Raw genomic sequence first — 18,326 nt, 5'->3', positions numbered from 1 at the left:
CCGAGGGGTGAACCGAGGGGCCGAGACGCGCCGCGCTCAACCGTCCCTTGCTGTCTGACATCCCATCCAACCACCTCGCCCCGTGGCGCCCGCGTCAGCGGGCCGCGCGGGCGGGCTCCAGAAACCACATCGCCGTCCGGGGACCTCCCGCGCGGCCCCCGCTGCGCTCCGGCACCTCGGGACGAGGGCGGGACCGGGATCCGCGCGGCCGCCTCACACCCGCATCGGCATCAGCACGTACAGCGCCGGCGCGCCCTCGCGGTCCTGGATCAGGGTCGGCGAGCCGGGATCCGCGAGCTTGAACAGGGCGGTGTCGCCCTCGAGCTGCGCGGTGATGTCGAGGAGATAGCGGGCGTTGAAGCCGATATCGAGGCCGGCCGCCTCGTAATCGACGTCGAGTTCCTCGGTGGCACTGCCGGAATCCGGGTTGTTCACCGAGAGCGCGAGGCGCCCTTCGGCGAGCCCGAGCTTAACCGCGCGCCCGCGCTCCGACGAGATCGTCGAGACCCGGTCCACGGCCTTTGCGAAGGCGTCGCGCTCGACGGTCAACCGCTTGTCGTTGTTGGCCGGGATCACCCGCTGGTAATCCGGGAAGGTGCCGTCGATCAGCTTGGAGATCAGCGTCAGGCCACCGGCGAAGCGCAGGCGGATCTTCGCGGGCGACAGGTCGACCGCGACGGTCTCGCCGCCGTCGTCGAGGAGCTTCTGGATCTCGGCGACCGCCTTGCGGGGCACGATCACGCCCGGCATGCCGACGCTGCCCTGCGGGGCCGGGATCTCGACGCGGGCGAGCCGGTGGCCGTCCGTCGCCACCGCCCGCATCGCCGGGCCGTTCTCGGTCTCCAGCGTGTGCAGGTAGATGCCGTTCAGGTAGTAGCGGGTCTCCTCGGTGGAGATCGCGAACTGGGTCTTCTCGATCAGCCGCTTCAGGTCGGCGGCGGCGATCTCGAAGCCGTGCGGCATCTCGCCGGCGGCGAGGTCCGGGAAGTCGCCCTCCGGGAGGGCGCCCAGGGCGAAGCGCGAGCGTCCGGACCGGATCGTCATCTGGCCGGACTCGCCGCCGGTCTCCAGGGAGACCTGCGCGCCGTCGGGGAGCTTGCGCACGATGTCGTAGATCACGTGCGCCGGCACGGTCGTGGCGCCCGCATCCGCCACGTCCGCCGGCACGCTCTCGGTCACCTCGATGTCGAGATCCGTCGCCCGGAGCTGGAGACTCGACCCTTCCGCGCGCAGGAGCACGTTTGACAGGATCGGGATCGTGTTGCGGCGCTCGACGACCCGGTGCACGTGGCCGAGCGACCTGAGCAGGGCCGCGCGCTCGACAGTGACTCTCATCGCAATACTCAAGTGATAGGGACGGCGCCGCGGCCGGCGACCGTCGCGGAATATGGCCGTTCAGCTTGGCGAAGGGGACAGGGGAACGCAAGGCCGCCGTCGGTGCACCGCACAGCGACCTCCGCGTCTAGGGCGGATGCCCATGTCCGGAGCGGGGTATCGGCCCCCGGCGGCCCGTGCGAAAGCGCCGCGACCGACCCGGACCCCCATCCCGATCATGCTGCAGACCATCGACCCCGCGGGCAACACCGCAGACCCCTCGCAGGCCACCCCGAGCGCCCCCCCGAGTGCTCGGCGGATCCTCGCCGCGAGCTTCGTCGGGACGGCGATCGAGTTCTTCGACTTCTACATCTACGCCACCGCCACCGCCCTGGTGATCGGCCCGGTCTTCTTCCCCGCCGGCGCGCCCGGCGTGCAGCAGCTCAGCGCCTTCGCGACCTTCGCCATCGCGTTCATCGCGCGGCCCGTCGGCGCGGCCCTGTTCGGGCATTTCGGCGACCGGGTCGGCCGCAAGGCGACGCTGGTGGCGTCGCTGCTGATCATGGGCATCTCCACGGTGCTGATCGGCTGCCTGCCGACCTACGCGTCGGTCGGCTGGTGGGCGCCGGCGGCGCTGTGCATCCTGCGCTGCGGGCAGGGGATCGGGTTCGGCGGCGAGTGGGGCGGCGCGGCGCTGCTGGCGGTCGAGAACGCGCCGCCGGGCCGGCGCGCGTGGTACGGCATCTTCCCGCAACTCGGGGCGCCGGTCGGCTTCGTCCTGGCCAATCTCGGCTTCCTCGCCCTCAGCTTCGGCCTGACGCCCGAGAGCTTCCAGGCCTGGGGCTGGCGCCTGCCGTTCCTGGCCTCGGCGGCGCTCGTCGGCGTCGGGCTCTACGTGCGCCTGAAGCTCACCGAGACACCGGCCTTCAAGGCGGCGCTCAGCCAGGCCCGGCCGGAGCGCGTGCCCTTCGCCACCATGCTGACCCAGCACGGACACGCCGTCCTGGTCGGCACCTTCGCGATGGTGGCGGTCTACGCGGTGTTCTACCTCTCGACCGTCTTCGCCCTGGGCTACGGCACCGGCACCCTCGGCTACAGCCGGCCGACCTTCCTGCTGTTCGAGTGCATCGCGGTCTGCTTCATGGCGCTCGGCACCGTCGTGTCGGGGGCCGCGGCCGACCGCTTCGGCCGCCGGCCTGTGCTGCTCTCCGGCATGGCTGTGACGTTCCTGCTGGGCTTCCTCATGGGGCCGATGCTGGGCCACGCCGCCGGCACCGGCACCTGGCCGCCGGTTCTCGGCTTCCTGTGCCTCAGCCTCCTGACAATGGGGTGGGTGTTCGGACCGATGGGCGCCGTCCTGCCCGAGCTGTTCCCGACGCGGGTGCGCTACACGGGCGCCTCGGTGACCTACAACCTCGCGGGGATCCTGGGGGCCTCGGGGGCGCCCTACATCGCGCAGCAGCTCGCGGCCTACGGCGGCATCGGCTTCGTCGGGTTCTACCTGGCGGGGGCCGCGATCCTCAGCTTCCTCGCCGTGCTGGCCATGCCGGAGACTGCCGGCCGCTGACGGGACGGGCGGGCGCCGGCCTCAACGGCCGGCGCGATCCTGAGCCGCCGTGACGGTGGGCTCGAAGCGCCCGAGGAAGCGCGTCCGCTCCCACAGCTCGATCGCGTCGCGCCCGACCATCGCCCGGGCGCGGCGGCGCGCCTGCGTGTCGTCCTCGGCCGACAGGATCTCGGCCGCGCGGACGCGGCCGGCCCGGTCGAGCCGGAAGGCCCTGTAAGCGCGGCTCCGGTGAGCCGTTCCAGCATCCAGCGCGAGCATAGCGACATCCTCCGGGCCGGAACGTCCCGGAAGACGGTTAACCATCGGTAAATCGCAGCTCTCGCGATCGAGGATGCGGTCCCGACGCGCCCGCTCGGCGGGGGCGGAGCTCCTCAGCTCCGCTTGTCGAGCGGGCGACCGAGGAGGCGGGCGAACTCGGCCTCGATCTCCTCCACCGAGAACGGGTTGCCGGATCCCTTCGCGTCGGGCGTGGGCGCGGACGGCGGCGGCGGCGGCGGGGCCGGCACGTGCGGAGGGGGTTCGACCTTGGGCATCGCCGGCGGCGGCACGGGTTTGGCCGGAGGCGGCGGCGGAGGCGGCGGGGCCTCCGGCTCTTCGACCGGGGCGGGGGCGGGCACCGGCTCGACCGGGACGCTCGCCATCGCGGCGGCCAGCGGATCGACGCCCTCGGGCGCCGGCGGGGCGGGCGCGGGCTGCGGCGGCGGCGTCACGGCCGAGGACGAGCGCGACAGGGCGGCCTGGAGCTGCCGGGCCATGTCGGACAGGACCACCGGATCGACCGACTTGCGCTCGGAGGGCACCGCGAGGCTCGGGGCCAGACGGGCGGGCTCCGGCTCCGCCGGTGCCGGCTCGGGCTTGCGCTCGGAGGCCGGGTTGGGCCGCGGCTCGATCAGCGGCGGCGCGGTCCGGCTCAGGATCCGCCGCGGGGCGACCGGCTCGCGCGGCGGGAGCGCGGGCGTCTCCACCGCCGGCGGCGCGATCGGCGGCGACTCCATCGGCGGTGGCACCACCGGCTCGGGCGCGGGCGGCGCCGGGGGTTGAGGCGCGGGCGGCTGGGGCGGCGCGGCACGCAGAGGTGCGGTGACGTCCTGGCCGGGCTCGTCGCCGCCGAACAGCCCGGGATCGAGGGGCAGCGTCACGGGCGGAGCGGAGGCCGAGCGCGGCACCGGCGACGGCACCACCACCGGCATCGCGAAGCCCGGATCGAACAGCGGTTCCGCGCGCCGGCCGCCGGATTCCGGCAGACCGCGGGGCGGCTCGGGCAGGCGGCCGCCCTGGACGAGGGGGTCCGGGAGCGGCTCGTCCAGCGGCTCCGGCGCCAGATCCGGCCGGATCGCCGCCTCCGGCAGGGGCCGCTGGCCGCGCTGGATATTGCGCTCGACCACCACGTCGTTGGGGCCGCCCACGAGGAGCAGGTGCTCGACATTGTCCCGGCGCAGCAGGATGAGCTGCCGGGCCCGGTCGAGCTCGTACACGTCGACGATCCCGAGGCGCGGCTGGCGCCCGCGGCTCCCGGACCGCCCCGGCAGGGCGAGGCTCCGGCCGGTGAGCCGGCGCACCGTGAACACGATCGCCGCGAGCGCCGTGAAGATGACGGCGAAGATCACGATATACTGGACGATGGGGGAGCCGTCAGAGCCGAACACGGATTGCAGCCATCGCAAGATTACGCACTCGCACGTTCCGACCGCCGCGGGTGCGCGCCGGCACGGACTTGATCCATACCACGCCGGAGGGGCGGCAAGGCAAACGACGTTAAGAGTTCGTTAACAGACCTTTTAATTGAGCGCGCGCAAGACAATAGGTCGGGACTGCGCCGCCGGCCCGGCCGAACCGGGGGTTCACTCCCCCCGTGGCGCGAGCTGATGCGGGCACCGGCCGGCCCGGAGATCGGGCTTAACGCGCCGTTAACCATGCAGGCGGCAGATTTTGCCGAGCCCGCTCGTCCCGGCGCGGCCACGCCATCCCGGAGGCGACCATGGCCCTCACCGATCTGCCCGTGCTGAGCATGCTGCGCACGCGGATGCAATGGGCGCAGGCGCGCCAGGGCGTGATCGCCGAGAACGTCGCCAACGCCGACATGCCGGGGTTCAAGCCCCGCGACCTCGTGGAGCCGCGCTTCGACCGGGCGACCGGCGCCCTCGCCACCAGCGGCTCCGGCCTGACGCTCACGAGCGCGGGCCACATGGCGCCGCCCGGTCAGACGGTCGGCGCCGACTCCAAGCGCGCCAAGGGCTTCGAGGTCCGGCCCAGCGGCAACGGCGTCAACCTCGAGGACGAGATGATGAAGGCCGGCGAGAACCAGGCGGACTACCAGCTCGCCGCCTCGCTGTACCAGCACAGCCTGACCACCCTGAAGATCGCGATCGGCAAGAGCTGACGCGCGACGGCCGAATGTGGAGCGCCGACGGCCGCGGGGTCGCGGCAGCGGGAGGGTCCTGAGCCATGGAATTCACGAAGTCGCTGGCGGTGGCGGCCGCGGGCCTCAAGGCCCAGTCGGGCCGGATGCGCATCATCGCCGAGAACATCGCCAACGCCGATTCCGCGCCGGCCTCCGCCGGGGCGCAGCCCTACCGCCGCAAGATCCCGACCTTCACCAGCCACCTCGACGACGAGACCGGTGCCAAGCTCGTCGAGGCCGGCCGCGTCAGGCGCGACCCGTCGGCCTTCCGGACCAAGTACGAGCCCGGCAACCCCGCGGCCGACGCCCAGGGCGTGGTGCAGATGCCCAACGTCAACGCGCTCATCGAGAACATGGACCTGCGGGAGGCCCAGCGCTCCTACGAGGCGAACCTCAACATGATCAGCGCCACTCGCAAGATGCTGGCGCAGACCCTCGGCATCCTGAAGTGACCCCCGAAGCCCGCGGCAGGACCGCTTAGCAAGGACGCATGGCGATGGCTTCGAGCAACTTCGCGGCGGGTGCCTACGCGGCCGTCCAGGGCCTCGCCGGCGGCCGGCCCGCCCCCCGGGTGCAGCCGACGACCGGCACCGGCACCGACTTCATGCAGATGCTCGGGCAGACCCTGGACAGCGTCGGCGATGCCGGCCGTCGGGCCGATTCCCAGGCCGTCTCCGCGGCCGCCGGCAAGGCCAACGTCGTGGACGTGGTCACCGCGGTCGCCGAGAGCGAGACGGCCCTGCAGACCATGGTGGCGGTGCGCGACCGCATGATCTCCGCCTACGAGGAGATCATGCGGATGCAGATCTGACCGGCCGACCGTTTTCCCGCCCGCTCCCCCCGCACTGAGCGCACCCCCATGACCGGTCTCGCCATCCTCGACATCGCCCGCGACGGCATCTTCGTGTTCCTCAAGGTGGCCGGGCCCCTGATGCTGGTCGCGCTCGCGGTCGGCCTCGCCGTGTCCCTGGTCCAGGCCCTGACGCAGATCCAGGAGCAGACGCTGATCTACGTGCCCAAGGTCGTGGCGGTGTTCGCCGCGCTGCTGCTGATGCTGCCCTTCATGGGCGACGCCATGGCCGGCTACATGACCCGCATCGCCGCCCGCATCGCGGCCGGCGGCTGATGCGCCCGCCGGCCGGGACAGGCGCGGCCCCCGCGTGCCATAGGGGCCGCGATGAACCTGCTACTGCCCGGCATCGCCTCGGCCTACCTGATCACCTTCGCGCGCATCGGCACGCTGATCATGCTGATGCCGGGGATCGGCGAGCAGACGGTGTCGCCGCGCCTGCGCCTCGCCTTCGCGCTGCTCACGTCCCTGGTGCTGTTCCCGACCGTGCGCCCGCTGCTCGGCGGCACGGAGGGCGTGGCCGGCCCGCGGCTGATCGGGCTCCTGTTCGGCGAGACGATCATCGGGCTGGTGCTCGGCCTCACGGTGCGGATGATCCTCGCCGCCCTTCAGACCGCCGGGGTGATCATCTCGGCGCAGGTCGGGCTGTCCTACGCGATGACGGTGGATCCGAGCCAGGGCGGCCAGCAGGTGGCGATCGGCAACTTCCTGTCGTTGCTCGGGATCACGCTGATCTTCGCCGCGGACCTGCACCATCTCGCCATCGAGGGCGTGGCCCGCAGCTACGTGGTGCTGCCCCCCGACGGCGTGCCGTCCTTCTCGGACGCGCTGATGCTGGCCACGAAGGCGCTGGCCCGGGGCTTCACCCTGGCGGTGCAGATCGCCGGCCCGTTCATCGCCTTCGGGATCCTGTTCAACCTGGGTCTCGGCGTGCTGTCGCGGCTGATGCCCCAGATGCAGGTGTTCTTCCTGGCGGTCCCGGCCTCGGTGCTGATCGGCATGCTGCTGCTGATGGGCTGCCTCGGCGTCATGATGGGCGTCTTCCTGGACGACCTGGGCCGGTATCTCGGGGATTACGTCGGCCGCTGAGCGGCCGGACCGCCCGTGCCCCGACGATGCCCACGCTCTGAGCCCGACGCGCGATGGCCGACGATACCGACGACGAGGACAAGACCGAGGAGCCGTCCCAACGACGGCTCGATCAGGCGATCGAGCGCGGCGACGTCGCGACCAGCACCGAGATCAACACCTTCGCGATACTGGCCGCGTTCACCCTGGCGCTGCTGGTCGCGGCCCCGACCATCGCCTCGAACCTGCTGCACGGGCTCAAGGCCTACCTCGCCAACGCCCATACCCTCCCGGACGACGCCACGGCCATGAAGGCGGCCATGACGCGCGGCCTGTGGCTGTGGCTCCAGGCGGTGGCGGTGCCGGTCGGGCTGGCGGTCGTGGCCGGGCTGGCCGCGGGGCTCCTGCAGCACCCGCTGGTCTTCTCCGCCGAGACGCTGATGCCGAAATTCTCGCGCCTCTCGCCGATGGCGGGCGTGAAGCGGCTCCTCGGCGTCGAGGCCCTGTTCCAGTTCGGCAAGGGGCTAGCGAAGATCGCCGCCGTTGGCTTGGTCGGCGCGGTGATGCTGTGGAACGACCGCGACCGGCTGGAAGTGTTCGCCCAGCTGGACCCGGCCGCCTCCATGCCGGCGATCCTGTCCCTCAGCCTGAAGCTGCTCGCCGGCATGCTGTGCATGCACCTCGCGATCACCCTCGGCGACGCGCTCTACGCGCGGTTCCGCTGGCGCAAGCGCCACCGGATGTCGAAGGAGGAGCTCAAGCAGGAGATGAAGGAGTCGGAGGGCAATCCCGAGGTGAAGGGGCGCCTGAAGCAGCTCCGGATGGCCCGGGTGAAGAAGCGCATGATGGCCGCGGTCCCCACCGCCACCGTCGTGGTGACGAACCCCACCCACTACGCGGTGGCGCTGCGCTACGAGACCGGCATGGCCGCGCCGGTCTGCGTCGCCAAGGGCGTCGACGCGCTCGCCCTGCGCATCCGCGCGGTGGCGGCCGAGCACGGGGTCGCGGTGATCGAGAACCCGCCGCTCGCCCGGGCGCTCCACGCCACCGTGGAGATCGACCGGGAGATCCCGGCCGAGCACTACCGCGCGGTGGCGGAGGTCATCGGGTTCGTGCTGCGCCTGCGGAGACGGGCGGCGTAGCCCCGCGCCATCCGCGCGCCGCGCCGTCTCGCCGAACGCCCGGGCGGGCGAAAGCCACGCTTCCTCCACCTTTTTTCGCGAGGCTGTGTCAAGGCTTGGCGCGACGAGACTGATGCCGCGCCCCGCATGTCCTGATATGGCCGGCGGACTAACCGGGTGACTGTTCTGGAATGAAGCCGATGGCCGACGTCACTGGACCTCCGGCGCCCGCCGCGGGCCCGCAGAATTCGGGTCCCCCGGTCGCGCAGGCCTCGTCCCTGCTCGGAACGGGCTCGATCGACCGCTCGGAACAGCCGGGCCGGGTCGGCCTGCTCCTCGTGCTCGCCGGCCTGCTGGTCGGCGCGGCCATCGGCCTGTCCTTCGTGGCCAACGAGCAGGCCCAGTCGCTGATCGTCTGGCTGCTGGCCCTGCTGGCCATGGCGGGCGTGTTCTTCCTGTTCGCCCTCGCCATCGGGGCGCTCCAGCTCAGCGGCAGCGCCGCCCGGGACGACATCACCAAGGGCATCGTCGACGCCTCGCCGGACGGCCAGCTTGTCGTCGAGGACGGCGGCCGGCTGATCTACGCCAACGAGGCCTATCTCCGGATCGCCAGCGGCGACACCTTCTCCAACCTCGTGCCGGTGGAGCGCATCCTCGTCGGCTCTCCGGAGGTCTCCGAGGCGGTCTACCGCCTGTCGCAGGCCTCGCGCGACGCCCGGGCCCACACCGAGGAGGTGCGGATGTCGCCGCCCCTCGGGCCCACGGCCGGCGAGCGCGGCTTCGGCTGGTACCGGGTCTCGGTGCGGCCCCTCGCGCGCCCGCGCCGGGCGGCCTCCCTCTGGACGGTGGCCGACATCACCGCCGAGCGCGAGAGGCAGGAGAACGTCTTCCAGGAGCTCCAGCACGCCATCGACTACCTCGACCACGCCCCGGCGGGCTTCCTGTCGATCGATCCGGCGGGCGCCATCGTCTACATGAACGCGACCCTGGCGGCCTGGCTCGGCTACGACCTCGCCAGCGTCGGCCCCGGCGGCCCGCACCTCACCGAGATCGCCCCGGAGGCGGACGTTCTCGTGCGCACGGCCGGCCTGCCGGGCGAGGTCCGCACCGACCGCTTCGACCTCGATCTGCGCCGCCGCAACGGCCACACCCTGCCGGTCCGGCTCTACCACCGGGTCGCCTTCGGCAAGGACGGCAAGCCCGGCTCGTCGCGGACCTTCGTGATCAACCGCTCCGCCGGGGCCGAGACCGACGAGCCGCAGCGCGCCGCCGAGGTCCGGCTCGCCCGCTTTCTCAACAACTCGCCGATCGCCATCGCGACCCTCGACAGCGGCGGCCGGATCGCCCGCGCCAACGCCTCGTTCACGCGCCTGTTCGGCACGGTCCCGCGGCAGGCCGACGACGGCGCCCCGGACGGGGAGGGTGTCCCGCGGGTCGAGCCCAACGTCGCCGACTCGGTGGCCGACCGGACCGCCCTGGAGGCCGGGCTCGCCCGCGCCGCGAGCGGGCGGACGGATCCGGAGCCCATCGAGGTCCAGCTCAACGGGCCCGGCGGCCGCTCGGCCCGGGTCTGGCTCAGCCCGGCCGACGGCGGCGATGCCGGCCAGCAGACCGACGAGGCCGAGCGGGTGATCCTCTACGCCCTCGACACGACGGCGCAGCGCCAGCTGGAGCAGCAGGTCGCCCAGGCCCAGAAGATGAACGCGGTCGGCCAGCTCGCCGGCGGCATCGCGCACGACTTCAACAACGTCCTGCAGGCGATCATCGGCTACTCGGACCTGCTGCTCGCGAGCCACCGGCCGACCGACCCGGCCTTCCAGGACATCATGCAGATCAAGCAGAACGCCAACCGGGCGGCGGGCCTCGTCCGCCAGCTCCTGGCGTTCTCCCGCCGGCAGACGCTGCGCCCGGAGGTGATGAATGTCGGGGAGGCGCTCTCCGAGCTGACCCTCCTCCTCAAGCGGCTCCTCGGCGAGCGCGTCGCGCTGGAGCTGAAGCACGGCCGCGAGGTCTGGCCCGTGAAGGCCGACGTCAACCAGTTCGAGCAGGTGATCGTCAATCTCGCGGTCAACGCCCGCGACGCCATGCCGGAGGGCGGCAAGCTGATGATCCGTACCGAGAACGTCTCCGATCCGGGGGCGGCCGCCGGTGCGGAGGGGCGCGGCGGGGCGCCGGCGGGCGACCACGTGCTGATCGAGGTGCGCGACACCGGCCAGGGCATCCCGCCCGAGCTGATGGAGAAGATCTTCGAGCCGTTCTTCACCACCAAGGAGATCGGCAAGGGCACCGGCCTCGGGCTCTCGACGGTGTTCGGCATCGTCAAGCAGTCCGGCGGCACCATCGACGTCCAGTCGAAGGTCGGGGAGGGCACGGCCTTCCGCATCTACCTGCCGCGTCACGTGCCCGTGGCGGAGCCCGAGGAGGTGCCGGTCGCGGCGGCCGAGCCGGCACTGCCGCGCGCGGAGCCGCTCGCGCCGGCTTCCACCACCGCCCATCCCGATTCCGGGTCGGACGCCAAGCCGGTCACCGCGCCGGCCGCGGGCGGCGACGCCGCTGTGCCGAAGGGGGAGACGCCGCCCGCCAAGGTCGACAAGCCGGCGCCGCGCAAGCCCGCCGCCGATCATACGGGGCAGGGGACCATCCTGCTCGTCGAGGACGAGGACCCGGTGCGGGCGGTCAACAGCCGGGCGCTCTCGGCCCGCGGCTACACGGTGCTGGAGGCGGCCTCGGGCCTCGAGGCCCTGGCGATCGTCCGCGAGGGCGCGCAGACCATCGATCTCGTCGTCTCCGACGTGGTCATGCCCGAGATGGACGGCCCGACGCTCCTGCGGGAGGTGCGCAAGCATCAGCCCGACCTGAAGGTGATCTTCGTGTCCGGCTACGCCGAGGACGCGTTCCGCAAGAACCTGCCCGAGGGCGAGACCTTCAACTTCCTGCCCAAGCCCTTCAGCCTGAAGCAGCTCGTCGAGACCGTGAAGAAGACGATGGCGGACTGACCGGCCCGCCGCGTCCGGTCACCGTCGCTCAACGAAGAGCGGCCCCGGAGAGACTCCGGGGCCGCGCATCTTCGAACGTCGCCAGGTCCGCCGCGCGCCGTCGCCGGCCCGCGGCGGCGCGGCCTAGGCCTCGCCCTCGTCGAGATCGTCCGCCGTCGGCGCGGCGTTCTCAAGGATCTTCTCGGCGACCAGACCGGAATTCTGCCGGATCGAGCCCTCGATCTCGGCCGCGATCTTCGGGTTGTCGCGCAGGAAGCCCTTCGAGTTCTCGCGGCCCTGGCCGAGGCGCTGGCTGTTGTACGAGAACCAGGCGCCCGACTTCTCGACGATCCCGGCCTTCACGCCGAGGTCGATCAGCTCGCCGACCTTCGACACGCCCTCGCCGAACATGATGTCGAACTCGACCTGCTTGAAGGGCGGCGCGACCTTGTTCTTCACCACCTTGACGCGAACCTGATTGCCGATCGCCTCGTCGCGGTCCTTGAGCGTCGAGATGCGGCGGATATCGAGGCGCACCGAGGCGTAGAACTTCAGGGCGTTGCCGCCCGTGGTCGTCTCGGGGCTGCCGTACATGACGCCGATCTTCATCCGGATCTGGTTGATGAAGATGACCATGCAGTTCGAGCGCGAGATCGAGCCGGTCAGCTTGCGCAGGGCCTGGCTCATCAGGCGGGCCTGGAGGCCCGGCTGGCTCTCGCCCATCTCGCCCTCGATCTCGGCCCGCGGGGTCAGCGCGGCCACCGAATCGACCACCAGCACGTCGATGGCGCCCGAGCGCACCAGCGTGTCGGTGATCTCGAGCGCCTGCTCACCCGTGTCGGGCTGAGAGATCAGCAGGTCGTCGAGGTTCACGCCGAGCTTGCGGGCGTAGACCGGGTCGAGGGCGTGCTCGGCATCCACGAAGGCGCAGACGCCGCCCTTCTTCTGGGCCTCCGCGATCGTGTGGAGCGCCAGCGTCGTCTTGCCGGACGATTCGGGACCGTAGATCTCGATCACGCGGCCACGGGGAAGGCCGCCGACGCCCAGCGCGATGTCGAGGCCCAGCGAGCCGGTCGAGACGGTCTCGACCTCCTGGACCTTGTCGCTCTTGCCGAGCCGCATGATCGAGCCCTTGCCGAAGGCGCGCTCGATCTGAGACAGGGCGGCGTCGATCGCCTTGGACTTGTCCTTGTCCACCGGGGGCATGTCGACCACTTTCAATGCGGGCTGGGCCATCTGGCGGGCTCCTTATGAAGGGGTTGGACGCAGTTCACAACGCGCGTCGCCACCGCCTCCATGTACCCGTTTTGTTCTCCACCAGCAAGGCCGGAACGCGGTTTTGCTGCACGCAAGTCACGAAATCCCGGCTCGACACCCGGATGCCCCGCGACAGCAATCCAATCCGGTAATCGGCCGCCAGGCCCCGTACGAATGCCGACACAACCCGCCGGACGGGACGGCCGCCAGCCGCAATGGCGACGCCTCCCGCGGTCCCGCACCAGGCTCGGCCCGCCGGCGACCGGGACCCAACCGCCAGACATGCGGCCGAAAACGACGACGCCCGGCACGAATCCGGCTCTCGCGAGTCGAATTGCGTCCGGGCGTTCGTCGTACCGGTCGCCGGGCATCCCCGGGATGGTCACCCCAGAGGAGGCACCATCCCGCGACGCCGCGGGCGAGAGTCTGGCGGACGCGGAGACCGCAGCCGCCGGGATCCCGGGATCAGGCGGCCTCGCCGGCCTCGGCCTGGGCGGCCTCGCCCTCGACCAGCTTCCAGGTCTTGGTCTTGGAGAACGGACGGCACTCCTCGATGAACACCGTCTGCCCGACCTTGGCGACGTTGCCCTCGTCGTGCGCGTGGTAGTTCTTCGACCGCCGCACGGTCTTCTTCATCACCGGGTGCGTGAAGCGGCGCTCCACCTTCACCACGATGGTCTTCTCACCCTTGTCGCTGACGACGGTGCCCTGAAGGATGCGCTTCGGCATGGTTGTCTCCTAAAACCCGCCTCAGCCCTTGGCCTGCTGCAGCGTCTTGGAACGCTGCAGAGTCCGGACACGGGCGATGTCGCGACGGACCTCGCGGACGCGGGCGACGTTCTCGAGCTGGCCGGTGGCCCCCTGGAAGCGCAGGTTGAACTGCTCCTTCTTGAGGTTGATCAGCTCGTCATTCAGCTGATCCGGCGACAGCGCCTTCAGATCAGACAGTCTCTGGGTCGACTTCACGATATCCTCCGTTCAGTCGGCGATGCGCTGGACGACCCGCGTGCGGATCGGGAGCTTCGCGGCGCCGAGGCGGAGCGCCTCCTTGGCGATGTTCTCGGCAACGCCGTCGACCTCGAACATGATCCGGCCGGGATGGACCCGGGCCGCCCAGTAATCCGGGGCGCCCTTACCGGAGCCCATGCGGACCTCGGTCGGCTTCGACGACACCGGGACGTCCGGGAACACCCGGATCCAGACGCGGCCCTGGCGCTTCATCTCGCGGGTGATCGCGCGGCGGGCCGCCTCGATCTGGCGGGCGGTGACGCGCTCGGGCTCCACCGCCTTCAGGCCGAACTGGCCGAAGTTCAGCTCGAAGCCGCCCTTGGCCGCACCGTGGATGCGGCCCTTGAACTGCTTGCGGAAGCGGGTCTTTTTCGGTTGCAGCATGGCTTCCTACCTTACGCGTGCTCGCGCTCGCGGCGTCCGCGCTCGCGGCCGCCCTCGCCATCGCGCTCACGGCGTCCGCCAGAGCGGCCGCCCTCTTCCTGGGCCTTCTTGTCCTGGGCCATCGGGTCGTGCTCGAGGATCTCGCCCTTGAACACCCACACCTTGATGCCGCAGGTCCCGTAGGTCGTGAACGCCGTAGCGGTGCCGTAGTCGACGTCGGCGCGCAGCGTGTGCAGCGGGACGCGCCCCTCGCGGTACCATTCCTGGCGGGCGATCTCGGCGCCGCCGAGACGGCCCGAGCAGTTGATCCGGATGCCCTCGGCGCCCAGACGCATGGCCGACTGCACGGCCCGCTTCATGGCGCGCCGGAAGGCGACGCGGCGCTCGAGCTGCTGGGCGATCGAGTCGGCCACCAGGGTGGCGTCGATCTCGGGCTTGCGCACCTCGACGATGTTGATGGTCACGTCGGCCTTGGTCATCGTGCCGACGAGCTTGCGCAGCTTCTCGATGTCCGCGCCCTTCTTGCCGATCACCACGCCCGGACGGCCCGAGTGGATGGTGACCCGGCACTTCCGGTGCGGGCGCTCGATGACGATCTTGGAGACCGCCGCCTGCTTGAGCTGCTTCATGAGGGCGGCGCGGATCGCGACGTCCTCGTGCATGAGCTTCGCGTAGTCGCCCTTGTTGGCGAACCAGCGGGAATCCCAGGTCCGGTTGATGCCGAGCCGGAGACCGATCGGGTTGACTTTCTGACCCATCAGATCCTCCTCAAGCCGCTTCGGCTTGGCGGACTTCGCGAACCACGATGGTGAGGTTCGAGAAGGGCTTCAGGATGCGCGCGCCGCGGCCGCGGGCGCGGGCGTGGAAACGCTTGAGAACCAGCGCCTTGCCCACGAAGGCCTGGGACACGACGAGGTCGTCGACGTCCAGGTCGTGGTTGTTCTCGGCGTTGGCGATGGCGCTCTCGAGGCACTTCTTGACCTCGGTCGAGATCCGCTTGCGCGAGAACTGCAACTCGGCGAGCGCCGTGTCGACCTTCTTGCCGCGGATCATCTGCGCCACGAGGTTGAGCTTCTGCGGGCTGACGCGCAGCATGCGCGCGACGGCCTTCGCCTCGTTCTCGGGGAGCGCGCGGGGGGTGGCTTGCTTGCCCATCTCAGCGCCTCTTCGCCTTCTTGTCGGCCGCGTGGCCCGGGAAGGTGCGGGTCGGCGAGAACTCGCCGAACTTGTGCCCGACCATCTCCTCGGTGACGTAGACCGGGATGTGCTTCTGCCCGTTGTGCACACCGAAGGTGAGCCCGACGAACTGCGGGAGGATCGTGGAGCGGCGGCTCCAGATCTTGATGACCTCGGAGCGCGAGGAGCCCCGCGCCGCCTCGGCCTTCTTGAAGAGATAGCCGTCGACGAACGGCCCCTTCCAGAGAGAGCGTGCCATAGCGATTACTTCTTGCGGTTGTGGCGGCTGGACAGGATGAACACGTCGGTCCGCTTGTTGGACCGGGTCTTCTTCCCCTTGGTGGGCACGCCCCAGGGCGTGACCGGGTTGCGGCCGCCCGAGGTGCGACCCTCGCCGCCGCCGTGCGGATGGTCGACCGGGTTCATCGCCACACCGCGGTTGTGCGGGCGCTTGCCGAGCCAACGGTTGCGCCCGGCCTTGCCGAGCGAGATGTTCATGTGGTCCGGGTTCGAGACCGCGCCGACGCTGGCGAAGCACTGGCCGTGGACCAGGCGCTGCTCGCCCGAGTTCAGGCGTAGCGTCACGTAGCCCTGGTCGCGGCCGACGATCTGCGCGTAGTTGCCGGCCGAGCGGGCGATCGCGCCGCCCTTGCCGATCTTCAGCTCGACATTGTGGACGATCGTGCCCACCGGCATCGAGCCGACAGGAGCGGCGTTGCCCGGCTTGATGTCGACGCTCTCGCCGGCCACCACCTTGTCGCCCGGCTGCAGGCGCTGCGGGGCCAGGATGTAGCTCTGCTTCCCGTCGGGGAAGTTGATCAGCGCGATGAACGCCGTGCGGTTCGGATCGTACTCGATCCGCTCCACCGTGGCGGCGACGCCGAGCTGCTCGCGACGCTTGAAGTCGACGTTGCGCAGCACGCGCTTGTGGCCGCCGCCGCGGAAGCGGACGGTGATGCGACCCAGGTTGTTACGACCGCCGGAGGACGACTTGCCCTCCGTCAGCGCCTTCACCGGCTTGCCCTTGTAGAGCTCACGGCGGTCGACGAGCACGAGCTGGCGCAGGCTCGGCGTGACCGGTTTGAATGTCTTCAAGGCCATCGGCTTGGATCCCTAAATCCCGTCCTCAGAGCCCGGTCGTGACGTCGATCGAGTGGCCCTCGGCCAGGGTCACGATCGCCTTCTTCACGTCGGAGCGCTGTCCGCGGAGACCGCGGAAAATCTTCTTCTTACCCTTGGTGACAAGGGTGTTCACGGCCGTGACCTTCACGTCGAACAGCTTCTCGACGGCCTCCTTGATCTGAGGCTTCGTCGCCTTGGGGGCGACGCGGAAGACGACCTTGTTCTGCTCGGTCAGGTTGGTCGCCTTCTCGGTGATGACCGGGGAGACGACGATGTCGTAGTGGCGCGGATCGGCACTCATTTGAAACGCTCCTCCAGCGCGTCGACGGCAGCCTTCGTCAGGACGAGCGTGTCGCGGCGCAGGATGTCGTAGACGTTGATGCCCTGCACGGGCAGCACGTCGATCTGCGGGATGGCGCGGGCGGCCCGGCCGAAATTCACGTCGACCTCGGCACCGCCGATGATCAGCGCGTTCGAGAGGCCCATCTTGCCGAAGCGCTCGATGAGACCCTTGGTCTTGTGATCCTCGATCTTGATGTCGTCGACGACGATCAGGGTCGAGGCCTTGGCCTTGGCCGACAGGGCGTGGCGCAGGGCCAGCGCACGGACTTTCTTGGGCAGGTCGTGGCTGTGGTCGCGCGGCACGGGGCCGAAGGCGCGCCCGCCGCCGCGGAACTGCGGCGCCGAGGCCGCGCCGTGGCGGGCGTTACCGGTGCCCTTCTGCTTGTAGAGCTTCTTGCGGGTCCGGTTCACGTCCGAGCGGTTCTGCACGGCGTGGGTACCGGCGCGCCGCTTGGCGAGCTGCCAGCGGACCATGCGCTGCAGCAGGTCGGCGCGCGGCTCCAGGCCGAAGATCTCTTCGTTCAGCTCGACCGAGCCGGCGCCGGCACCGTCGAGGGTTTTGATATCGAGCTTCATCACGCGGTCTCCTCAGCCGCAGGGGCCTCGGTCGCCGGGGCGGAGGCGCCGTTCTCGCGGAACTTGCCCGGCAGCGGAACGTCGGCGGGGAGCTTGCGCTTCACCGCGTCGCGGATCTGGATCCAGCCGCCGGCGACGCCCGGGACCGCGCCCTCGACCAGGATCAGGCCGCGCTCGGGATCGGTGCGCACGACGCGCAGGTTCTGAGTGGTGACCCGCTCGACGCCGAGGTGACCCGGCATCTTCTTGTTCTTGAAGGTCTTGCCCGGATCCTGGCGGCCGCCGGTCGAACCGATCGAGCGGTGCGAGATCGACACGCCGTGGGTGGCGCGCAGGCCGCCGAAGTTCCAGCGCTTGATACCGCCGGCGAAGCCCTTACCGGTCGTGGTGCCGGTGACATCCACGAACTGGCCGGGGATGAAGTGGTCCGCGGTGATCTCGGCGCCGACCGGGATCAGCGCGTCCTCGGACACGCGGAACTCGGCGAGCTTCTTCTTCGGCTCGACCTTGGCGACCGCGAAGCGACCCCGCTCGGCGGCCGAGACGTTCTTGACCTTGGCCTTGCCGACGCCGACCTGCAGCGCGACGTAGCCGTTCTTCTCGACGGTGCGGTGGGCAACCACCTGGCACTGATCGATCTTGAGCACGGTGACGGGGACATGCTCCCCCGCGTCCGTGAAGACGCGGGTCATGCCGACCTTCTGTGCGATGACGCCTGAGCGCATAGGTTCTCTCCCTCGCGCGATGAAACGGTAAGCTCTAAGTCCTCAGCGGACTCAGAGCTTGATCTCCACGTCCACGCCAGCGGCGAGGTCGAGCTTCATCAGCGCGTCCACGGTCTGAGGCGTCGGATCGACGATATCGAGCACCCGCTTGTGCGTGCGCATCTCGAACTGCTCGCGCGACTTCTTGTCGATGTGGGGCGAGCGGTTCACGGTGAACTTGGCGATGTGCGTCGGGAGCGGGATCGGGCCGCGGATGGTCGCGCCCGTACGCTTGGCCGTGGAGACAATCTCCTTGGTCGACGCATCGAGGATGCGGTGATCGAACGCCTTGAGGCGAATGCGGATATTCTGACCGTTCATGATCCTGGAACCTTGAGAGGGACGGCGGGGTACGCGAGGCCTTCACCCCGCCGCGCCCTGCTAAGGATGCTTGCTCGAGC

Annotated in this window: 23 protein-coding genes; 8 read left to right on the top strand and 15 right to left on the bottom strand. The window is 70.5% G+C overall.

Going from position 1 to position 18,326, the window contains the following annotated elements; translation table 11 throughout:
* Nucleotides 1-213 precede the first annotated feature (213 nt).
* On the bottom strand, nt 214-1,335 hold the full coding sequence (dnaN, locus tag ACLBYG_RS15785) for a DNA polymerase III subunit beta (protein WP_447682035.1): 1,122 nt from the start codon (nt 1,333-1,335) through the stop codon (nt 214-216).
* A gap of 217 nt (nt 1,336-1,552) precedes the next feature.
* Between dnaN and ACLBYG_RS15780 the strand changes: the two genes are divergently transcribed.
* Entirely contained in the window at nt 1,553-2,881 is a 1,329-nt protein-coding gene (locus ACLBYG_RS15780) for an MFS transporter (RefSeq protein WP_020094244.1), read from the top strand.
* A 21-nt stretch (nt 2,882-2,902) separates the two neighbouring features.
* On the opposite strand, the gene ACLBYG_RS15775 is transcribed toward ACLBYG_RS15780, so the two are convergent.
* Nucleotides 2,903-3,139 (bottom strand): hypothetical protein, encoded by a 237-nt coding sequence (locus ACLBYG_RS15775; protein ID WP_331327307.1) that lies wholly within the window; start codon nt 3,137-3,139, stop codon nt 2,903-2,905.
* A gap of 113 nt (nt 3,140-3,252) precedes the next feature.
* Entirely contained in the window at nt 3,253-4,527 is a 1,275-nt protein-coding gene (locus tag ACLBYG_RS15770) for a hypothetical protein (RefSeq protein WP_447682034.1), read from the bottom strand.
* A gap of 332 nt (nt 4,528-4,859) precedes the next feature.
* Here ACLBYG_RS15770 and flgB point away from each other — a divergent pair, with 332 nt between their 5' ends.
* From flgB to ACLBYG_RS15735, 7 genes are all read left to right on the top strand, one after another.
* The gene (gene flgB / locus ACLBYG_RS15765; protein WP_056533882.1) at nt 4,860-5,261 is read left to right on the top strand and encodes a flagellar basal body rod protein FlgB; all 402 of its coding nucleotides are present in this window, start codon (nt 4,860-4,862) and stop codon (nt 5,259-5,261) included.
* Nucleotides 5,262-5,326: 65 nt separating this feature from the next.
* Nucleotides 5,327-5,734: a flagellar basal body rod protein FlgC gene (gene flgC, locus ACLBYG_RS15760; RefSeq protein WP_020094248.1), complete on the top strand. Its 408-nt coding sequence runs from the start codon at nt 5,327-5,329 to the stop codon at nt 5,732-5,734.
* A gap of 44 nt (nt 5,735-5,778) precedes the next feature.
* Complete coding sequence (gene fliE / locus ACLBYG_RS15755) at nt 5,779-6,093, top strand: flagellar hook-basal body complex protein FliE (RefSeq protein ID WP_012319201.1); 315 nt, start codon at nt 5,779-5,781, stop codon at nt 6,091-6,093.
* Nucleotides 6,094-6,141: 48 nt separating this feature from the next.
* Nucleotides 6,142-6,408, top strand: a complete 267-nt coding sequence (gene fliQ, locus ACLBYG_RS15750) for a flagellar biosynthesis protein FliQ (RefSeq protein ID WP_012319200.1) — start codon at nt 6,142-6,144, stop codon at nt 6,406-6,408.
* Between the two features lie 51 nt (nt 6,409-6,459).
* A complete protein-coding gene (fliR, locus tag ACLBYG_RS15745; RefSeq protein ID WP_042675345.1) occupies nt 6,460-7,221 on the top strand; it encodes a flagellar biosynthetic protein FliR in 762 nt (253 codons plus the stop codon).
* Between the two features lie 53 nt (nt 7,222-7,274).
* The gene (gene flhB / locus ACLBYG_RS15740; protein WP_132367463.1) at nt 7,275-8,342 is read left to right on the top strand and encodes a flagellar biosynthesis protein FlhB; all 1,068 of its coding nucleotides are present in this window, start codon (nt 7,275-7,277) and stop codon (nt 8,340-8,342) included.
* Nucleotides 8,343-8,521: 179 nt separating this feature from the next.
* Nucleotides 8,522-11,317, top strand: a complete 2,796-nt coding sequence (locus tag ACLBYG_RS15735; RefSeq protein ID WP_082558137.1) for a hybrid sensor histidine kinase/response regulator — start codon at nt 8,522-8,524, stop codon at nt 11,315-11,317.
* A gap of 123 nt (nt 11,318-11,440) precedes the next feature.
* Here ACLBYG_RS15735 and recA read toward each other — a convergent pair whose 3' ends face one another.
* The 12 genes from recA to rpsJ all read right to left on the bottom strand — a co-directional run bounded on the left by recA (nt 11,441) and on the right by rpsJ (nt 18,246).
* A complete protein-coding gene (gene recA, locus ACLBYG_RS15730) occupies nt 11,441-12,502 on the bottom strand; it encodes a recombinase RecA (RefSeq protein ID WP_373866322.1) in 1,062 nt (353 codons plus the stop codon).
* A 516-nt stretch (nt 12,503-13,018) separates the two neighbouring features.
* Nucleotides 13,019-13,282, bottom strand: a complete 264-nt coding sequence (rpsQ, locus tag ACLBYG_RS15725; RefSeq protein ID WP_020094254.1) for a 30S ribosomal protein S17 — start codon at nt 13,280-13,282, stop codon at nt 13,019-13,021.
* 21 nt (nt 13,283-13,303) lie between these two features.
* On the bottom strand, nt 13,304-13,519 hold the full coding sequence (gene rpmC / locus ACLBYG_RS15720; protein ID WP_020094255.1) for a 50S ribosomal protein L29: 216 nt from the start codon (nt 13,517-13,519) through the stop codon (nt 13,304-13,306).
* Between the two features lie 12 nt (nt 13,520-13,531).
* A complete protein-coding gene (gene rplP, locus ACLBYG_RS15715) occupies nt 13,532-13,945 on the bottom strand; it encodes a 50S ribosomal protein L16 (protein WP_012319193.1) in 414 nt (137 codons plus the stop codon).
* Nucleotides 13,946-13,956: 11 nt separating this feature from the next.
* Complete coding sequence (gene rpsC, locus ACLBYG_RS15710) at nt 13,957-14,703, bottom strand: 30S ribosomal protein S3 (RefSeq protein WP_012319192.1); 747 nt, start codon at nt 14,701-14,703, stop codon at nt 13,957-13,959.
* A 10-nt stretch (nt 14,704-14,713) separates the two neighbouring features.
* A complete protein-coding gene (gene rplV / locus ACLBYG_RS15705) occupies nt 14,714-15,100 on the bottom strand; it encodes a 50S ribosomal protein L22 (RefSeq protein ID WP_012319191.1) in 387 nt (128 codons plus the stop codon).
* Between the two features lies 1 nt (nt 15,101).
* A complete protein-coding gene (gene rpsS, locus ACLBYG_RS15700; RefSeq protein ID WP_012319190.1) occupies nt 15,102-15,380 on the bottom strand; it encodes a 30S ribosomal protein S19 in 279 nt (92 codons plus the stop codon).
* Between the two features lie 5 nt (nt 15,381-15,385).
* Entirely contained in the window at nt 15,386-16,222 is an 837-nt protein-coding gene (rplB, locus tag ACLBYG_RS15695; RefSeq protein ID WP_020094256.1) for a 50S ribosomal protein L2, read from the bottom strand.
* 25 nt (nt 16,223-16,247) lie between these two features.
* Nucleotides 16,248-16,544, bottom strand: a complete 297-nt coding sequence (locus ACLBYG_RS15690) for a 50S ribosomal protein L23 (RefSeq protein WP_020094257.1) — start codon at nt 16,542-16,544, stop codon at nt 16,248-16,250.
* Nucleotides 16,541-17,161 carry a 50S ribosomal protein L4 gene (gene rplD / locus ACLBYG_RS15685; RefSeq protein WP_020094258.1) on the bottom strand — a complete coding sequence of 207 codons (621 nt, stop codon included), beginning with the start codon at nt 17,159-17,161 and terminating at the stop codon, nt 16,541-16,543. The genes ACLBYG_RS15690 and rplD overlap by 4 nt, the downstream gene beginning before the upstream one ends.
* Nucleotides 17,161-17,886, bottom strand: coding sequence for a 50S ribosomal protein L3 (gene rplC / locus ACLBYG_RS15680; protein ID WP_020094259.1), 726 nt, complete (start codon nt 17,884-17,886; stop codon nt 17,161-17,163). Before rplC ends, rplD begins: the two co-directional genes overlap by 1 nt.
* A gap of 51 nt (nt 17,887-17,937) precedes the next feature.
* Nucleotides 17,938-18,246: a 30S ribosomal protein S10 gene (rpsJ, locus tag ACLBYG_RS15675; protein WP_007569268.1), complete on the bottom strand. Its 309-nt coding sequence runs from the start codon at nt 18,244-18,246 to the stop codon at nt 17,938-17,940.
* Nucleotides 18,247-18,326: the final 80 nt, after the last annotated feature.

The organism is Methylobacterium sp. D53M (genome assembly GCF_053345625.1).
This window is presented reverse-complemented; position numbering and strand designations above follow the sequence as displayed.